The sequence below is a fragment of the Phytopseudomonas daroniae genome, assembly GCF_004327285.1.
Taxonomy (GTDB): Bacteria; Pseudomonadota; Gammaproteobacteria; order Pseudomonadales; family Pseudomonadaceae; genus Aquipseudomonas; species Aquipseudomonas daroniae.
Genome location: NZ_QJUI01000030.1, coordinates 26207 through 40947, shown reverse-complemented (window position 1 = coordinate 40947; position 14741 = coordinate 26207). Strand labels below are relative to the sequence as shown.

Annotated in this window: 12 protein-coding genes; 4 read left to right on the top strand and 8 right to left on the bottom strand. The window is 63.2% G+C overall.

What is annotated here, in order from left to right:
* Nucleotides 1-155: 155 nt before the first annotated feature.
* Complete coding sequence (gene rne, locus DNK06_RS23180) at nucleotides 156-3302, bottom strand: ribonuclease E (RefSeq protein WP_131182322.1); 3147 nt, start codon at nucleotides 3300-3302, stop codon at nucleotides 156-158.
* A gap of 743 nt (nucleotides 3303-4045) precedes the next feature.
* On the opposite strand from rne, the gene rluC reads away from it, so the two are divergent.
* Genes rluC through sppA form a run of 3 tightly spaced genes read left to right on the top strand, consistent with a single transcriptional unit; the run spans nucleotide 4046 to nucleotide 6654 of the window.
* A complete protein-coding gene (gene rluC / locus DNK06_RS23175) occupies nucleotides 4046-4999 on the top strand; it encodes a 23S rRNA pseudouridine(955/2504/2580) synthase RluC (protein ID WP_131182321.1) in 954 nt (317 codons plus the stop codon).
* A complete protein-coding gene (locus tag DNK06_RS23170; RefSeq protein WP_131182320.1) occupies nucleotides 4992-5687 on the top strand; it encodes an HAD-IA family hydrolase in 696 nt (231 codons plus the stop codon). Before rluC ends, DNK06_RS23170 begins: the two co-directional genes overlap by 8 nt.
* Complete coding sequence (gene sppA / locus DNK06_RS23165; RefSeq protein WP_131182319.1) at nucleotides 5677-6654, top strand: signal peptide peptidase SppA; 978 nt, start codon at nucleotides 5677-5679, stop codon at nucleotides 6652-6654. Before DNK06_RS23170 ends, sppA begins: the two co-directional genes overlap by 11 nt.
* 460 nt (nucleotides 6655-7114) lie before the next feature.
* Here the strand turns inward: sppA and DNK06_RS23160 are convergent, their stop codons facing one another.
* Both DNK06_RS23160 and fnr read right to left on the bottom strand, forming a co-directional pair.
* Complete coding sequence (locus DNK06_RS23160; protein ID WP_131182318.1) at nucleotides 7115-7663, bottom strand: adenine phosphoribosyltransferase; 549 nt, start codon at nucleotides 7661-7663, stop codon at nucleotides 7115-7117.
* Nucleotides 7664-7687: 24 nt separating this feature from the next.
* Nucleotides 7688-8422 carry a fumarate/nitrate reduction transcriptional regulator Fnr gene (gene fnr, locus DNK06_RS23155; RefSeq protein WP_131182317.1) on the bottom strand — a complete coding sequence of 245 codons (735 nt, stop codon included), beginning with the start codon at nucleotides 8420-8422 and terminating at the stop codon, nucleotides 7688-7690.
* Between the two features lie 135 nt (nucleotides 8423-8557).
* Between fnr and DNK06_RS23150 the strand changes: the two genes are divergently transcribed.
* A complete protein-coding gene (locus tag DNK06_RS23150) occupies nucleotides 8558-9022 on the top strand; it encodes a hypothetical protein (protein WP_242674761.1) in 465 nt (154 codons plus the stop codon).
* 6 nt (nucleotides 9023-9028) lie between these two features.
* Here DNK06_RS23150 and hemN read toward each other — a convergent pair whose 3' ends face one another.
* From hemN to DNK06_RS23125, 5 genes are all read right to left on the bottom strand, one after another.
* The gene (hemN, locus tag DNK06_RS23145) at nucleotides 9029-10411 is read right to left on the bottom strand and encodes an oxygen-independent coproporphyrinogen III oxidase (RefSeq protein ID WP_131182316.1); all 1383 of its coding nucleotides are present in this window, start codon (nucleotides 10409-10411) and stop codon (nucleotides 9029-9031) included.
* 388 nt (nucleotides 10412-10799) lie between these two features.
* Nucleotides 10800-11483 carry a sulfite exporter TauE/SafE family protein gene (locus DNK06_RS23140; protein ID WP_131182315.1) on the bottom strand — a complete coding sequence of 228 codons (684 nt, stop codon included), beginning with the start codon at nucleotides 11481-11483 and terminating at the stop codon, nucleotides 10800-10802.
* Entirely contained in the window at nucleotides 11476-11676 is a 201-nt protein-coding gene (gene ccoS, locus DNK06_RS23135) for a cbb3-type cytochrome oxidase assembly protein CcoS (protein WP_131182314.1), read from the bottom strand. The genes DNK06_RS23140 and ccoS overlap by 8 nt, the downstream gene beginning before the upstream one ends.
* A gap of 109 nt (nucleotides 11677-11785) precedes the next feature.
* Nucleotides 11786-14221, bottom strand: a complete 2436-nt coding sequence (locus DNK06_RS23130; RefSeq protein WP_131182313.1) for a heavy metal translocating P-type ATPase — start codon at nucleotides 14219-14221, stop codon at nucleotides 11786-11788.
* Nucleotides 14221-14727: a FixH family protein gene (locus DNK06_RS23125; RefSeq protein WP_131182312.1), complete on the bottom strand. Its 507-nt coding sequence runs from the start codon at nucleotides 14725-14727 to the stop codon at nucleotides 14221-14223. Before DNK06_RS23125 ends, DNK06_RS23130 begins: the two co-directional genes overlap by 1 nt.
* Between the last annotated feature and the right edge of the window lie 14 nt (nucleotides 14728-14741).

Genomic DNA, 14741 nt, shown 5'->3' with positions numbered 1-14741 from the left:
AACAGGCTGCTTTGCTCGCGACCTTCGCCCTGGATATAGCCCATAAACGACAATGCCCCTATCAACCGATAGAGGCATTGTCTTCAACTCGCCTTCAGACTGCTAGGTTTTCACACAGTCTGCGAAGCATCCCTTTTTCTTTTGCGCGTTACCTATCAGGCTTGCGGCTTGGGCGCGTCCTGATCCTGCTGAGCGCTCTCGTCGACCGGAGTGACGATGACCTCGGCTTGCTCGACTGGCTCGCTGGCCGGTTGAGTATCGACGACGGCTTCGCTTTCCACTGCCGGAGCGGCTGGCTCTGCTTCCACGACCGCGGCGGCTGGAGCGGCCTTGGCGGCTTCTTCAGCTTCACGAGCCAGACGCTCTTCCTCACGCTTGCGGCGACGCACTTCGCGTGGGTCGTTCGGCGCGCGGCCGTTGCTTGCGGCAGGTACGACTGGTGCCGCTGGCTCTTCGACCACAGGTGTTTCGGCTGCCGCTTCCTCGACTGCCGGAGCGGTCTCGGGTGCGGCAGTGAAGGTGGTCTCGGCGACCGGTGCTTCGATGACCTGCGCCTCGGCAGCGGGTGCTTCGACAACCACTGGCTCATTTGCCGGCTCGATCACCACTGGAGCTTCCTGCGGCGTCGCTTCGAAAGCGGGTGCCGAGGCACGCGGCTGTTCGATCTCAGGCAGAGGCTCGATCACGGCATCGGCGCGCTCGGCGACTGCTTCGGTCGGCACTTCGACGGGGGCTGGAGCCGCTTCAGCTACTTCAACTGTGGCTTGCACAGGCTGCTCGGCCTCGACCGCTACCTCTTGTGCGGCGACAGGCTCTGCCGTTTCAGCAGCGGCAGGTGTGCTGGTCTCCTGGACGACAGGCTGTTGCTCGGCCGGCTGCTCGGTTTCCGCGATAACGGCGGCCACAGTAGCAGCGGCAGCGATGTTGGCGGCATCTACAGGCTCTTCAGCGTTGTCGTCACTGCCTTCGATCGGGTTACCGTCGGCATCACGCTGACGCTCGCGACGGTTGCTGCGGCGACGCTGGCCACGGGAGCGGCGACGTGGGCGTTCGCTGCCCTCGGTGCTTTCCTGATCCTCGTCCTGCTGCTCTTCGCTGTTCAGCACTTCTTCTTCAGCCGCATCGGCCTGTGCCTGCTCGGCGCGTGGTTGACGCTCTTCGCGAGGCTGACGTGGTTGGCGCGGCTCGCGTTGCGGACGCTCGGCACGTACTTCTTCGCCAGCGGTTTCGTTCTGCGGCTCGGCATCCAGCGGAGCGCGCAGTTCGCGCGGCTGGCGCTCTTCACGCGGGCGACGTTCGCGACGATTTTCCTGGCCTTCACGCGGTTCGCGCGGCGGACGGGATTGACGCACTTCCTGAGGCTCGCGGACTTCCACGTTTTCACGCGGCTGGCGATCTTCACGCGGGGTGCGGGCCTGACGCGCTTCACGCGGTGCACGTTCTTCACGTGGGGCACGTTCTTCGCGCGGCTTGCGCTCTTCGTCGCGGCGGTTGCCACGGTTACGGTTCTGCTGGCGACCGTTGCGACGCTCGTCGCCACGCGGTTGACGCTCGCCTGGCTTCTTCTCGACCACGGTCGGTTTCTGTTCTTCGGCGCCGGCGAACAGACCCACCAGGGACTTCACCAGGCCTTTGAACAGGCCCGTTTGCGGAGCGGCTGCAACCGGAGCTGCCGGCGCGGCTGCTTCAACCTCTGGAGAGGGGGCGCTGCGAGGAGGAGCGGCCTTGATCGCCGCTTCCTGGCGAACCAGGGTGCGAGTGGCGGCTGCCGGTTTTTCTTCCTCGACTTCGACCGTGGCTATTTCGTAGCTGGTCTGGATGCTTTGGGCTTCAGGGCTGTCGTCACGGATGCGCTGCACTTCGAAGTGCGGCGTTTCCAGATGATCGTTCGGCAGGATGACGATGCGTGCACGGGTACGCAGTTCGATCTTGGTGATCGAGTTGCGCTTTTCGTTGAGCAGGAAGGCCGCGACCGGGATCGGCACCTGGGCGCGAACCTCGGCGGTGCGATCCTTCAGGGCTTCTTCTTCGATCAGGCGCAGAATTGCCAGGGACAGCGACTCGACGTCGCGGATGATGCCTTGGCCGTTGCAGCGCGGGCAGACGATGCCGCTGCTTTCGCCCAGCGATGGGCGCAGGCGCTGACGGGACATTTCCAGCAGGCCGAAGCGCGAGATGCGGCCGACCTGTACGCGGGCGCGGTCGGCTTCCAGGGCTTCGCGAACCTTTTCTTCGACGGCGCGCTGGTTCTTGGCCGGCGTCATGTCGATGAAGTCGATGACGATCAGGCCGCCGATGTCGCGCAGACGCAGCTGACGGGCGATCTCTTCAGCGGCTTCCAGGTTGGTCTGCAGTGCGGTTTCTTCGATGTCGCTGCCTTTGGTGGCGCGCGCCGAGTTGATGTCGATGGACACCAGGGCTTCGGTCGGGTCGATGTAGATCGAACCACCGGACGGCAGCTTCACTTCACGCTGGAAAGCGGTTTCGATCTGGCTTTCGATCTGGAAGCGGTTGAACAGCGGCACGCTGTCTTCGTACAGCTTGATCTTGCTGGCGTACTGCGGCATCACCTGGCGGATGAAGGTCAGGGCTTCTTCCTGGGCTTCGACGCTGTCGACCAGCACTTCGCCGATGTCCTGGCGCAGGTAGTCGCGGATGGCGCGGATGATGACGTTGCTTTCCTGATAGATCAGGAACGGAGCAGGGCGATCCAGGGATGCTTCCTTGATGGCGCTCCACAGTTGCAGCAGGTAATCGAGATCCCACTGCATTTCTTCGCTGGAGCGACCCAGGCCTGCGGTGCGCACGATCAGGCCCATGTCGTTGGGGATATCGAGGCCGTTGAGGGCTTCGCGCAGTTCGTTGCGCTCTTCACCTTCGATGCGGCGGCTGATGCCACCGGCACGCGGGTTGTTGGGCATCAGCACCAGGTAGCGGCCGGCGAGGCTGATGAAGGTGGTCAGGGCTGCGCCCTTGTTGCCACGCTCTTCTTTCTCGACCTGGACGATGACTTCCTGGCCTTCCTTGAGCACGTCCTTGATGTTGACGCGGCCTTCGGGGGCCTTGCTGAAGTATTCGCGGGAAATTTCTTTGAGGGGGAGGAAGCCGTGACGCTCGGAGCCGAAGTCGACGAACGCCGCTTCGAGGCTGGGTTCTACGCGGGTAATGCGACCTTTGTAGATGTTGGATTTCTTCTGTACACGGGCGCCGGACTCGATGTCCAGGTCGTACAGGCGCTGGCCATCTACCAGCGCAACACGCAACTCTTCGGGTTGAGTTGCGTTAATCAGCATTCTTTTCATGTGGTACCAATGGTTTCCGGTGCTGCCGGAAGCCGCGTTAGGCACACACGACGCTCAGGGTCGGTGTCAGGCGCGTCAGAAACGGGCGTAAATCGTTTCATTGTCGAGCGGCAGCAGCAGTTGTGCTGGGCCGCGACGGACGTCTCCTGCTTGCTGTATGTGACAGAAAGCACTCAGAACTCGCTTGCGATCGGCTAAGCATCGGCCTGCTGCGTTAAAACCCGCTTGGAAGGCCCATTTACGTGAGTAAACTTCGCTTCTTTGCCTGCCCCGGATTGGAGGCTGTTACTAACGTAGCGTTTTGCATGGCGCTAGCTTGCGAGACCGTAAACAGGTTCTCAGTCAGGAGGAGGAATCAAGGGTCGGTAGCGGACGACATGACGCGTCTTGGATAAAGCTGTTTGCTACGCAGGCCGACCGTTGTGCATCTCCACCCTACACGTATCGCTGAAAATCGGGTGCCGCTCGCGAAAAATCCGCAGCGGGTTGGCATTACCGCGACCGTCCATGTGGGCAGGTCGCGCATCTGTGTCTCAGACCTTATTTCCGAGTTTCTCGAGCAGCCTTGGCGGCCTTGTCGCTCTATGAGAAGCCCGTCGGACGGCCTTACGTCCTGAATGGGTTGCTTGATTCACGATGGCGGTTTGGCAACATCCGCGAATCAGGCCGCTTTTGGCGGCATTCGCGACTATAGCAGCAATGATTAAGTGCTTCAATTCCATAAAAATTGTATGATCGCGGCCATGACGACACCCATTCCCCCAACCTCCGGCGTTCAGCTGCTCGAGGTCGCGCCTGAACTCGCGGGTCAGCGCATCGACAACTTCCTTCGTACCCAGCTCAAGGGCGTGCCCAAGACCTTGATCTACCGCATCCTGCGCAAGGGTGAAGTACGAGTCAACAAAGGTCGGATCAAACCCGAATACAAGCTGCAGCCCGGCGACATCGTGCGTGTTCCGCCGCTGCGCCTGGCCGAGCGTGACGAGCCCGAGCCGCTGGCTCAAGGGCTACTGCAGCGCCTGGAAGCGGCCATCGTTTATGAAGACAAGGCACTGATCGTGCTGAACAAACCGGCCGGCATCGCCGTGCACGGTGGCAGCGGCCTCAATTACGGGGTGATCGAGGCGTTTCGCCAATTGCGTCCGGATGCCAAGGATCTGGAGCTGGTGCACCGCCTCGACCGCGATACTTCCGGCCTGCTGATGATCGCCAAGAAGCGCAGCATGCTCCGTCATTTGCACGAAGCGCTGCGCGGCGATGGCGTCGACAAGCGTTACATGGCGCTGGTGCGCGGCCACTGGGCGACGGCCAAGAAGCAGATCAACGCGCCGTTGCTCAAGAGCAATCTGCGTTCCGGCGAACGCATGGTCGAGGTCACCCCGGAAGGCAAGGAGGCGCTGACCGTCTTCCGCGTGCTGCGCCGTTTCGGCGAGTTCGCCACCCTGGTCGAAGCCAAACCGGTGACCGGGCGTACCCACCAGATTCGCGTGCATGCCCAGTATGGCGGGCACTGCATCGCCGGTGACAGCAAGTACGGCGATGATGACTTCACCCGCGAGATTCGCGAGCTGGGCGGCAAGCGCCTGTTCCTGCACGCCTATGAACTGAACATCCCGCTGCCCGAGGGTGGTGTGCTGAAAGTCGAGGCGCCGGTCGACGACATGTGGGCACGTACGCTGGAGCGCCTGAGTGCGTGACTACCGGCTGCTGATCTTCGACTGGGACGGTACGCTGGTCGATTCCATTGGCCGCATCGTCGCGGCCATGCACCAGGCCGCCAACCAGTGCGCCATGCCGCGGCTCAGCGACGAGGCGGTCAAGGGCATCATCGGCCTGGCGCTGCCCGAGGCGATCACCACGCTTTATCCGGAACTCGTCGAAGCCGCGCACGTCGAACGCTTCCGTGCCACTTACAGCGACTGTTATGTGATCATGGATCAAACGCCGTCGGCGTTTTTTCCGGGCGTGGAGCAGAGCCTGGCGAGCTTCCGTGAGCAGGGCTATCAGTTGGCTGTTGCCACCGGCAAGAGCCGCCGCGGCCTGCAACGGATCCTCGACGCGTTGGGCTGGCAGGATTATTTCGATATCACGCGGTGCGCCGATGAAACGGCGAGCAAACCCGATCCCCGGATGCTGCACGAGATCCTGCAGCATTGTGGCGTGCCTGCCGAGCAGGCGCTGATGATTGGCGACTCCTCGTTCGATCTACTGATGGCGCAGCGTGCGGGTATGGATGCGGTCGCGGTAGGCTACGGTGCGCAGACGCTGACAGCGTTGAGTACCCATGAGCCGAGGCTGTCGATCAACCATTTCATGGAACTGAGTGCCTGGCTGAACCAGATGGTGGCCGAGCCCCGAATCGAGGAGATTGAGCATGTGGGGTGAGAGAAAGACGCCGGTGGTCTCCGAGAGCGACCCGAAGAGCTGGAAACTCCTCGAGAAGACCCTGCTGGCCAGCGTGCATGAGCAGCGGCGTTCGCGGCGCTGGGGGATTTTCTTCAAGCTGCTGACCTTCATCTATCTGTTTGGCGCACTGGCGCTATTCTCGCCACTGCTCAACCTGCAGAAGGGCTCCGGCAGCACGCCGCATACCGCAGTGATCGAAGTGCGCGGCATGATCGCCGACAAGGAAGCGGCCAGCGCCGACAACATCGTTGGCAGCCTGCGTGCGGCGTTCAAGGATCCCAACACCAAGGGTGTGATCCTGCGCATCAACAGCCCTGGCGGCAGCCCGGTGCAGTCGGGTTACGTCTATGACGAGATCCTTCGTCTGCGTGGCGAATATCCGGACACCAAGGTATACGCGGTGATTTCCGACCTGGGTGCTTCGGGTGCGTATTACATCGCCAGCGCCGCTGATGAGATCTATGCCGACAAGGCCAGCCTGGTCGGCTCCATCGGTGTTACTGCGGCCAGTTTCGGTTTTACCGGGCTGATGGACAAACTCGGTGTCGACCGCCGCGTCTACACCTCGGGCGAGCACAAGGCGTTTCTCGATCCGTTCCAGCCGCAGAAACCGGAAGAGGCCGAGTTCTGGAAAACCGTGCTGGAAACCACCCACAAGCAATTTATCGCCAGCGTGAAGCAGGGACGCGGCGATCGCCTCAAGGATGCCGAGCATCCGGAGCTGTTCTCCGGGCTGATCTGGTCTGGCGAGCAGGCGCTGAGCCTGGGCCTGATCGACGCATTGGGTAATACCAGCTACGTGGCGCGCGATGTGATCGGCCAGGAAGCGCTGGTGGACTTCACCGTGCAGGAGAGCCCACTGGATCGCTTCACCAAGAAGCTCGGAACCAGCGTGGCCGAGCAGTTGGCGATGTGGATGGGTTTCCAGGGCCCGGCACTGCGCTGATTGCCTACGACTCCAATAAAAAGCCCCGGCCTATCTGACCGGGGCTTTTTATTGGTGCGCCCGGCAGGGCGCACCCACTCAGGGGTGAAAGTCCCCCGCACACCCGGCAAGGGGAAGTGCTAGCTAAAGGCAAGGGTTTCGCGGGCGACTGCGAGTCTGAAGGAAGCCCGAGGCAAAGCGCTGGCCTGACGAACAGGAAGCGGATACGAGGCGGCATGGCGGGGTGAGGTCGTAGGATGGGTGCAACCCATCAATGGCCGATGGGTTGCACCTGCGCGGCCCGACCCATCCTACGGCTGCTTGCGCCTTTGAGCGACCACTCGGCCCAATCGCTCGGATACGAGATTCGATGTGTGACGCGACACTACGCATGATCCGCGCAAGTGAAGAGCCAGACGCAAGAGGTCATGGCCGCGTACGGACTTACTTGAAGCTTGTAGCTTGAGACTTGAAGCTGCTCTTAGCGCTCGTCGAGGGCGAAGGCCGTCAGACTATAGGTAGGAATTCCCATGTCCTGCAGCTTGCGTGAGCCACCGAGTTCCGGCAGATCGATGATCGCCGCCGCTTCATGCAGGCTGGCACCCATGCGTTTCACCAGTTGCACGGCGGCGAGCAGAGTGCCACCGGTGGCGATCAGGTCATCGACGATCAACACCTTGTCGCCTTCGCAAAGACTGTCGGCATGCACTTCCAGAAAGGCTTCGCCGTATTCGGTCTGGTAGCCCTGGCTGAGCACGTCGGCCGGCAGTTTTCCCTGCTTGCGGAACAGCACCAGCGGCTTGTTCAGCTCATAGGCGATGATCGAACCGATCAGAAAGCCTCGGGCATCCATGGCGCCTACGTGGCTGAAATCAGCCTCGACATAACGCTGGATTAGGCTGTCGATGACCATGCGCAGCGCGCGGGGCGATTGGAACAGTGGAGTGATGTCGCGGAACACCACGCCCGGTTTGGGGAAGTCGACCACTGGGCGAATGAGTGTCTTGATGCTGAATTCATCGAAAATCATCTGGGAGTCCTGAGCGGCCGGATATCAGCCGTTAAGGTTACCACCAGCCAGGGCGCACAGCTCGATGGGGTCGAGAATGTGCACTTCCTTGCCTTCGGCTTCGAGCAGCTTGCTCTGCTGGAAGCGGGTGAATACCCGCGACACGGTCTCCACTGCCAGACCCAGGTGATTGCCGATCTCGTTGCGTGACATCGACAGGCGGAACTGGTTGGCGGAGAAGCCGCGGGCGCGGAAGCGCGCGGACAGGTTGACCAGGAACGTGGCGATGCGCTCGTCGGCGGTCTTCTTCGAGAGCAGCAGCATCATCTGCTGATCGTCGCGAATCTCACGGCTCATGATGCGCATCAACTGGCGGCGCAGTTGCGGCAGGCTGACCGACAGCTCGTCGAGACGCTCGAAGGGAATCTCGCATACCGAGGTGGTTTCCAGAGCCTGAGCGGAAACCGGGTATAACTCGGTGTCCATGCCGGACAGGCCGACCAGTTCGCTGGGCAGGTGGAAACCGGTGATCTGTTCCTCGCCGGCGTCGCTCAGGCTGAACGTCTTCAAGGCCCCGGAGCGTACCGCGAACACCGAGTTGAACGTGTCACCCTGGCGGAACAGGAATTCGCCTTTCTTCAGGGGCCGGCCGCGTTTGACGATCTCGTCGAGCGCGTCCATGTCTTCGAGATCCAGCGAAAGGGGCAGGCAAAGACTGGCGAGGCTGCAATCCTTGCAGTGCGCCTGATGAGTTGTACGCAGCTTAATGCTTTCGGACATCGGCCTTATCCCTGAAGTAAACACACAGAAGTCGTAAGGGTACCGCAGTGGAGGGAAGGGGGCCAGTCACTAAAGTGTCGCGGGGCAGAGCCGATAAACCCGGATCAGCATATTTGTTTGCTTAGGAGCGTGATCATGCGCCTGGATACTTCCATTTCGCTCGAGCGTAGTGTCGTGTCGGCGGCCCCCAGCAAGGCCTCTGCGGCCGTGCAGGCTGCGGTTGGCGAAGGGTCTGCAGCGGCTGAGCCCAGTGAAAACGGGATCAAGGTCAGCCTGTCCGTAGCCGGGCTGGCCCGCTCGAACGAGTCGGAGAAGAACAGCGATATCGGCGAAAGCGATCTGTCTGCGACCATCAGGCAACTGCTCAAGCTGATTCGCGAACTCAAGGCGCAGCTCGCGGAGAAGATGGCCGAGCTGCAGGCACTGATGGCCCAGCAGGGTCTGGACGCGGAAACCCGCCAGATGCGTGCCCAGGCGTTGCAGACCGAGGTCGGCTCGCTCAGTGGGGCGCTCAGCAGCGCCAACGCACAGTTGGTCAAGGTGATTCGCGAGGAAGGTTTGAGTGCCGAGCAAAGCGCCTCAATAGCCTCCTTGATGTAAGACACATCAGATCACCCGCGAGAAACGCTGCAGGTTCTGTTCGCTCAGGTAACGGTCGAACAGCATGCACAGCGAACGCACCATAAGCCGCCCGGCCGGCAGCACTTCGATGCCGCCGTCTCTCAATTCGATCAGCCCGTCGCGATCCATCTGCTGCAAGGCCGGCCAGGTGTCGGCGAAGTAGCTGCGAAAGTTCAGGGCGAAGCGCTGCTCGATTGCCGAGAAATCCAGGTGAAAGTGGCAGATCAGTTGCTGGATCACGGCGCGGCGCACGCGGTCGTCGTCGTTGCACAGCAGGCCGCGCTGGGTTGCCAGTTGGTGGTTGCCTAGGCTGGCCTGATAGGTGGCCAGATCGCTACTGTTCTGGCAATACAGGTCGCCGACCTGGCTGATCGACGAGACGCCGAGGCCGATCAGGTCGCAATGGCCGTGGGTGGTATAGCCCTGGAAGTTGCGTTGCAGGCTGCCGTCTTCCTGGGCGCTGGCCAGCTCGTCGTCGGGCAGGGCGAAGTGATCCATGCCGATGTAGCGGTAACCGGCGCTCGCCAACTGCTCGATGCTGCCTTGCAGCATGGCCAGTTTGTTCGCTGCGCTGGGCAACTGACGGCTGTCGATGCGCCGCTGCGGCATGAAGCGTTCCGGCAGGTGGGCGTAGTTGAACAGCGACAGGCGATCCGGTTGCAGGGCAATCACCTGCTGCACGGTATGGGCGAAGTTTTCCGGCGTTTGTTGCGGCAGGCCGTAGATCAGGTCGATGTTCACCGAGCGGAACTGCAGGGTGCGCGCCGCCTCGATGATCGCGCGGGTTTCCTCGAGGCTCTGCAGGCGATTGATGGCGCGCTGCACATTGGGGTCGAGATCCTGCACGCCGAGGCTGACGCGATTGAAGCCCAGTTCGCGCAATAGGCCCATGGTCGACCAGTCCGCCTCGCGAGGGTCGATCTCGATGCTGTAGTCGCCGGAGTCGTCGTCGAGCAGGGCGAAGTGTTCGCGCAGCTTGTCCATCAGCCGACGCAATTCGTCATGGCTGAGAAAGGTCGGAGTGCCGCCGCCCAGGTGCAGTTGTTCGATGTGCTGGCGTTTGTCGACGTGATGGCCGACCAGCGCCATTTCCCGTTCCAGCGCCTGCAGATAAGGCTGGGTGCGGCCACGATCCTTGGTGATGACCTTGTTGCAGGCGCAGTAGTAGCAGATGTTGGCGCAGAACGGCAGGTGCAGGTACAGCGACAGCGGGCGCAGGGCACGGCGGCTGTCGCGCAGGGCATGGAGCAGGTCGAAGGAGCTTACACCGTCATGGAATTGCACGGCGGTCGGGTAGGAGGTGTAGCGCGGGCCGGCTTGATCGTATCGGCGGATCAGGTCGGAATCCCACTGGATGGCGTCGAGCATGGTGAGTTCCGCTTCAGCGTTGAGTGCTGGCAGTCTAGGGGGCGCCCGGTTCGGTCTTTTTGATCTGAGTCATGGCGGCACAGCGGCAGCGCTACCGCTGGGCGTGTGCCTGCCGGCCATGAGTGAACAGGCGACAGACCGTGTTGCGCCGATGGTGGGTTACGCCGCAACAGAGATAGTAAAACCGTCAGTCAATGTGACAGGCGGCTAACCCACCCTACGGTTCTGCATGCGTAACACCGGATATTGCGATAAGGCCGCCATCGATTCGCGCCGGGGCGACGCTCCTACAAGTGGGCCCTCTGACTCCGAACGGCCCTTGCAGGTCTGGGGTCAAGACGGTATCCACGAGAAGTCGATCGACTGACAGCCGATCTGTGACGCGATACTAGTGCCCCATCAGCCAGTGCTGGTGCGGGCCGGGCAGCGTCCAGACACCGAAGAGCATCACCAGCAGGCCGCCGGCCACACGCACGCCACGCTGGCGCAGCAGGCTGCCCAGGCGCTCGGCTGCCAGGCCGGTGGCCAACAGCACCGGCAGGGTTCCGATGCCGAATGCCAGCATCAGCGCGGCGCTATGCAGGGCGTCACCCTGGCTTGCCGCCCATAGCAGGGTGCTGTAGACCAGGCCGCAGGGCAGCCAGCCCCACAGGCCGCCGAGAACCAGCGCGCGAGACGGGCTGGTGACTGGCATGAAGCGCCGGGTGAGGGGTTGCAGATGCCGCCACAGGCCACGCCCGAGCGTTTCGATGCGTGTCAGGCCGCTCCACCAGCCGGCCAGGTACAGGCCCATGGCTATCAGCAGCAGACCCGCGATGCCTCGCAATACCGTTGCCATTGGCCCGCTGGCCAGCGCCCAGCCCGCCAGACCAAGCAGCAGGCCGGCCAGTGCGTAGCTGAGGATGCGCCCGGCGTTGTAGGCCAGCAGCAGATGCAGGCGTCGATTGCGTTGTTCGGCCGGGATGGCCAGGCTCAGGGCACCCATCAGCCCGCCGCACATGCCCAGGCAGTGGCCGCCGCCGAGCAGGCCGAGAATCAGCGCGGACAGCAGCTGTGGCAGCAGGTCAGTCATGGGGTTTCTGGTCTGGCTCGTTGGCCTGTTCCACGGCGGCCTTGTGGCGCGGGTCATCGTCGTCGAACAGGATGCGGTGGGCCGGGCTGTCGAGATCGTCGTACTGGCCGCTGTCCACCGCCCAGAAGAACAGCCACACGGCGAAGGCGACCAGCAGCAGCGCGACGGGAATCAGAATGTATAGGGCTGACATGATCGTTTCTCTGAGCCTGAATTGAGTGCATGGCAGAGGTGTTCCGCGTGGCTCGATGGAGCGTGACCCAGCCTACGAGAATCGACTATCGGCATATCCATCCACATCGCTAGCACCTCGCCAGACGCAGCGCATTGAGCACCACCAGCAATGAACTGAGCGACATGCCCAGCGCGGCCCAGATGGGTGTGATCCAGCCCAGGGCGGCGAAGGGCAGCACCAGGCCATTGTACAGCCCGGCCCAGGCCAGGTTCTCGATGATGATGGTGCGCGTGCGACGGGCCAGGCGCAGGGCGTCGACCAGGCTACCCAGGCGGTTGGACAGCAGCACGGCGTCAGCACTGGTCTTGGCCAGGTCGGAGGCCGAGCCCATGGCCACGCTGATATCGGCGCCGGCGAGTACCGGCACGTCGTTGACGCCGTCGCCGAGCATCAACACGCGCCGCCCCCGGGCCTGGAGCTCACGAAGGATGGCCAGCTTGGCATCCGGCGTCAGGCCGCCGCGGGCCTGCTCGATACCCAACTGAGTGGCGACTTCGCCGACCATCGGCGAACTGTCGCCAGACAGCAGCAGAATCTGCCAGCCACGCGTCCGAGCGGCCTCGATCAGCTCCGACGCATCGTCACGCAGGCGGTCATCGAGGACGAACCAGGCCAGTGGGCCGTGCTCATCACCCAGCAGCAACCACTGACCCTGATCCCCCGGAATATCGGGTGCCGGGCTGGCGCTGAGCGCGCTGACGAACCCGGCCTGGCCGATGCGCAGGCGGCGACCGTTCACCACGCCTTGCAGTCCCAGGCCGGGGATGTTTTCGAGTTCCTCGGCACGGGCTGCAGCATGGCCGAAGGCGCGGGCGATGGGGTGTTCGGACTGACTTTCCAGGGTGGCGGCGAGGGCCAGGCAGGCATCGCCATCCAGTGCGCCGAGCGGGTGTATCGCCCGCAGGGTCAGGCGACCTTCGGTGAGGGTGCCGGTCTTGTCGACGATCAGTGTGTCGATCTGCTCCAGACCTTCCAGTACGTGGCCGCGGGTCAGCAGCATGCCTTGTTTGTGCAGGGTACCGGTGGCGGTGGTCAGGGCGGTTGGCGTGGCCAGGGCGAGGGCGCAGGGGCAGGTGGCAACCAGCAGGGCGAGCACCACCCAGAATGCCCGCGAGGGGTCGAGTTGCCACCAGACCAGGCCGACGATGGCGGCCACCACCAGGACGATCAGCAGGAACCATTGTGCGACCCGGTCGGCGATTTCCGCCAGGCGCGGTTTTTCGCTCTGGGCGCGCTCCAGCAGGCGGACGATGGCCGACAGCCGGGTGGCGTCGCCCAGCGCCTGCACTTCGACGGTCAGTGGGCCTTCGACGTTGAGGGTGCCGGCAGTGACGCCATCACCAATCGTGCGTGGCTGCGGCAGGTACTCGCCGGTCAGCAGGGATTCATCGACGCTGGAATGGCCTTCCTGCACACGGCCGTCGGCGGGCAACAGCGCGCCCGGCGGTACCAGTACCCGGTCGCCGAGTCGCAACTCGCTGAGCAGGATGCGCTGGCTCTGGCCTCGTTCATCCAGGCGCAGGCAGGAGGCCGGCAGCAGCTTGACCAGTTGCGCGGTGGCCGCCGCGGTGCGTTCGCGGGCACGGCGTTCCAGGTAGCGGCCGCTGAGCAGAAACAGAGCGAACATGCCCACGGCATCGAAATACAGCTCGCCGTGGCCGGTGACGGTGGACCAGATGCCCGCCGCGTAGGCGCCGCCGATGGCCAGTGACACCGATACGTCCATGCTCAGGTGGCGGGTGCGCAGGTCACGCAGGGCGCCCCGGAAGAACTGGCCGCAACAATAGAAGACGATGGGGGTGGTGAGAAACAGGCTGACCCAGCGCAGGATGGTGTCCAGTTCCGGGCTGAGGTCGATGTTGAACTCCGGCCAGGTGGCCATGCTCGCCATCATTACCTGCATCCACAGCAGCCCGGCCACCCCCAGCTCGCGCATGGCGCGGCGGTTTTCGCGGGTCAACTGCTCGGCTGCCGCATCGGCCTGCCAGGGATGGGCGGCGTAGCCGATACGGCGGATTTCGCCGAGCAGTTGGCTGAGCGGCAATATGGTTGCGTCCCAGCGCACCTGAAGGCGGTGATTGGACAGGTTGAGGTGCGCTTCGGCGACACCCGGCAGGGCGTGCAGGTGCTTCTCGATCAGCCAGCCACAGGCTGCGCAGTTGATGCCTTCGATGAGCAGGCTGGTTTCGCTCAGCTCGCCGTGGTGTTCGACGAAGGGCTGTTGCACGTCACTGCGGTCGTACAGCGCCAGCTCATCCGGCAGGGACTGGGGCAATTGCTGCGGATTGTTGGCGGCCTCGCTGCGGTGACTGTAGTAATGCTCCAGGCCGTTCTGCACGATGGTTTCAGCCACCGCCTGGCAGCCGGGGCAGCACATTTCACGAGATTGCCCCAGCACCACGGCCGCGAAACGCGTGCCAGCGGATACTGGCAGGCCGCAGTGGTAGCAGGGCGTTGGGCTGGCGTGAACGAGTGGCGCCGTCCCGGAGGCTGAGGCGTCGATCAGTGTTCATCCCCGAGCTGGATGCTCTGGCCGGATTGCAGGGTTTCCTCCTCGAACAGGCGCCAGTCCTGACCGCCTTCCTGGCCGATCAGCTCGACGAAACGCCGGCCTTGCACGCTGTCCTGCAGGTTGCCGCGATACAGGCCTTCGCCCTGATGCTGCAGCACTACGCGGCGGTCGCGCTCAGGCTGGGTCGGCGACACCAGGTTGAGCACCAGTTGTTGCGGTGCGCTGTTGCCATGCAACTGCAATTCGGCGATGCCGCGCTCGTCATCGAGGTCGAGGGTGGCGCGCAGTTGCAGGCGCACGGCCAGGTTCTCGCGTTCCAGCGACTGGTTGATGCCCTTGCCGACGTCGTAATAATCGTCGGAGATCAGCCCCGGCGGATTGCGCGTGGCGACGGTCAACAGGGTCAGCCCCTGGATCACCGAGTAGCCGAGCAGGGCGATCAGGAACCACGGCCAGAACTGCTTGTACCAGGGAGCGGGTTGGACATCTTCGGTCATGGCGGGGCCTGTTA

Coding starts and splice junctions, on each gene's coding strand:
- rne (WP_131182322.1), bottom strand. CDS start 3,302: ATGAAAAGAATGCTGATTAACGCAACTCAACCCGAAGAGTTGCGTGTT.
- rluC (WP_131182321.1), top strand. CDS start 4,046: ATGACGACACCCATTCCCCCAACCTCCGGCGTTCAGCTGCTCGAGGTC.
- sppA (WP_131182319.1), top strand. CDS start 5,677: ATGTGGGGTGAGAGAAAGACGCCGGTGGTCTCCGAGAGCGACCCGAAG.
- DNK06_RS23160 (WP_131182318.1), bottom strand. CDS start 7,663: ATGATTTTCGATGAATTCAGCATCAAGACACTCATTCGCCCAGTGGTC.
- fnr (WP_131182317.1), bottom strand. CDS start 8,422: ATGTCCGAAAGCATTAAGCTGCGTACAACTCATCAGGCGCACTGCAAG.
- DNK06_RS23150 (WP_242674761.1), top strand. CDS start 8,558: ATGCGCCTGGATACTTCCATTTCGCTCGAGCGTAGTGTCGTGTCGGCG.
- hemN (WP_131182316.1), bottom strand. CDS start 10,411: ATGCTCGACGCCATCCAGTGGGATTCCGACCTGATCCGCCGATACGAT.
- DNK06_RS23140 (WP_131182315.1), bottom strand. CDS start 11,483: ATGACTGACCTGCTGCCACAGCTGCTGTCCGCGCTGATTCTCGGCCTG.
- ccoS (WP_131182314.1), bottom strand. CDS start 11,676: ATGTCAGCCCTATACATTCTGATTCCCGTCGCGCTGCTGCTGGTCGCC.
- DNK06_RS23125 (WP_131182312.1), bottom strand. CDS start 14,727: ATGACCGAAGATGTCCAACCCGCTCCCTGGTACAAGCAGTTCTGGCCG.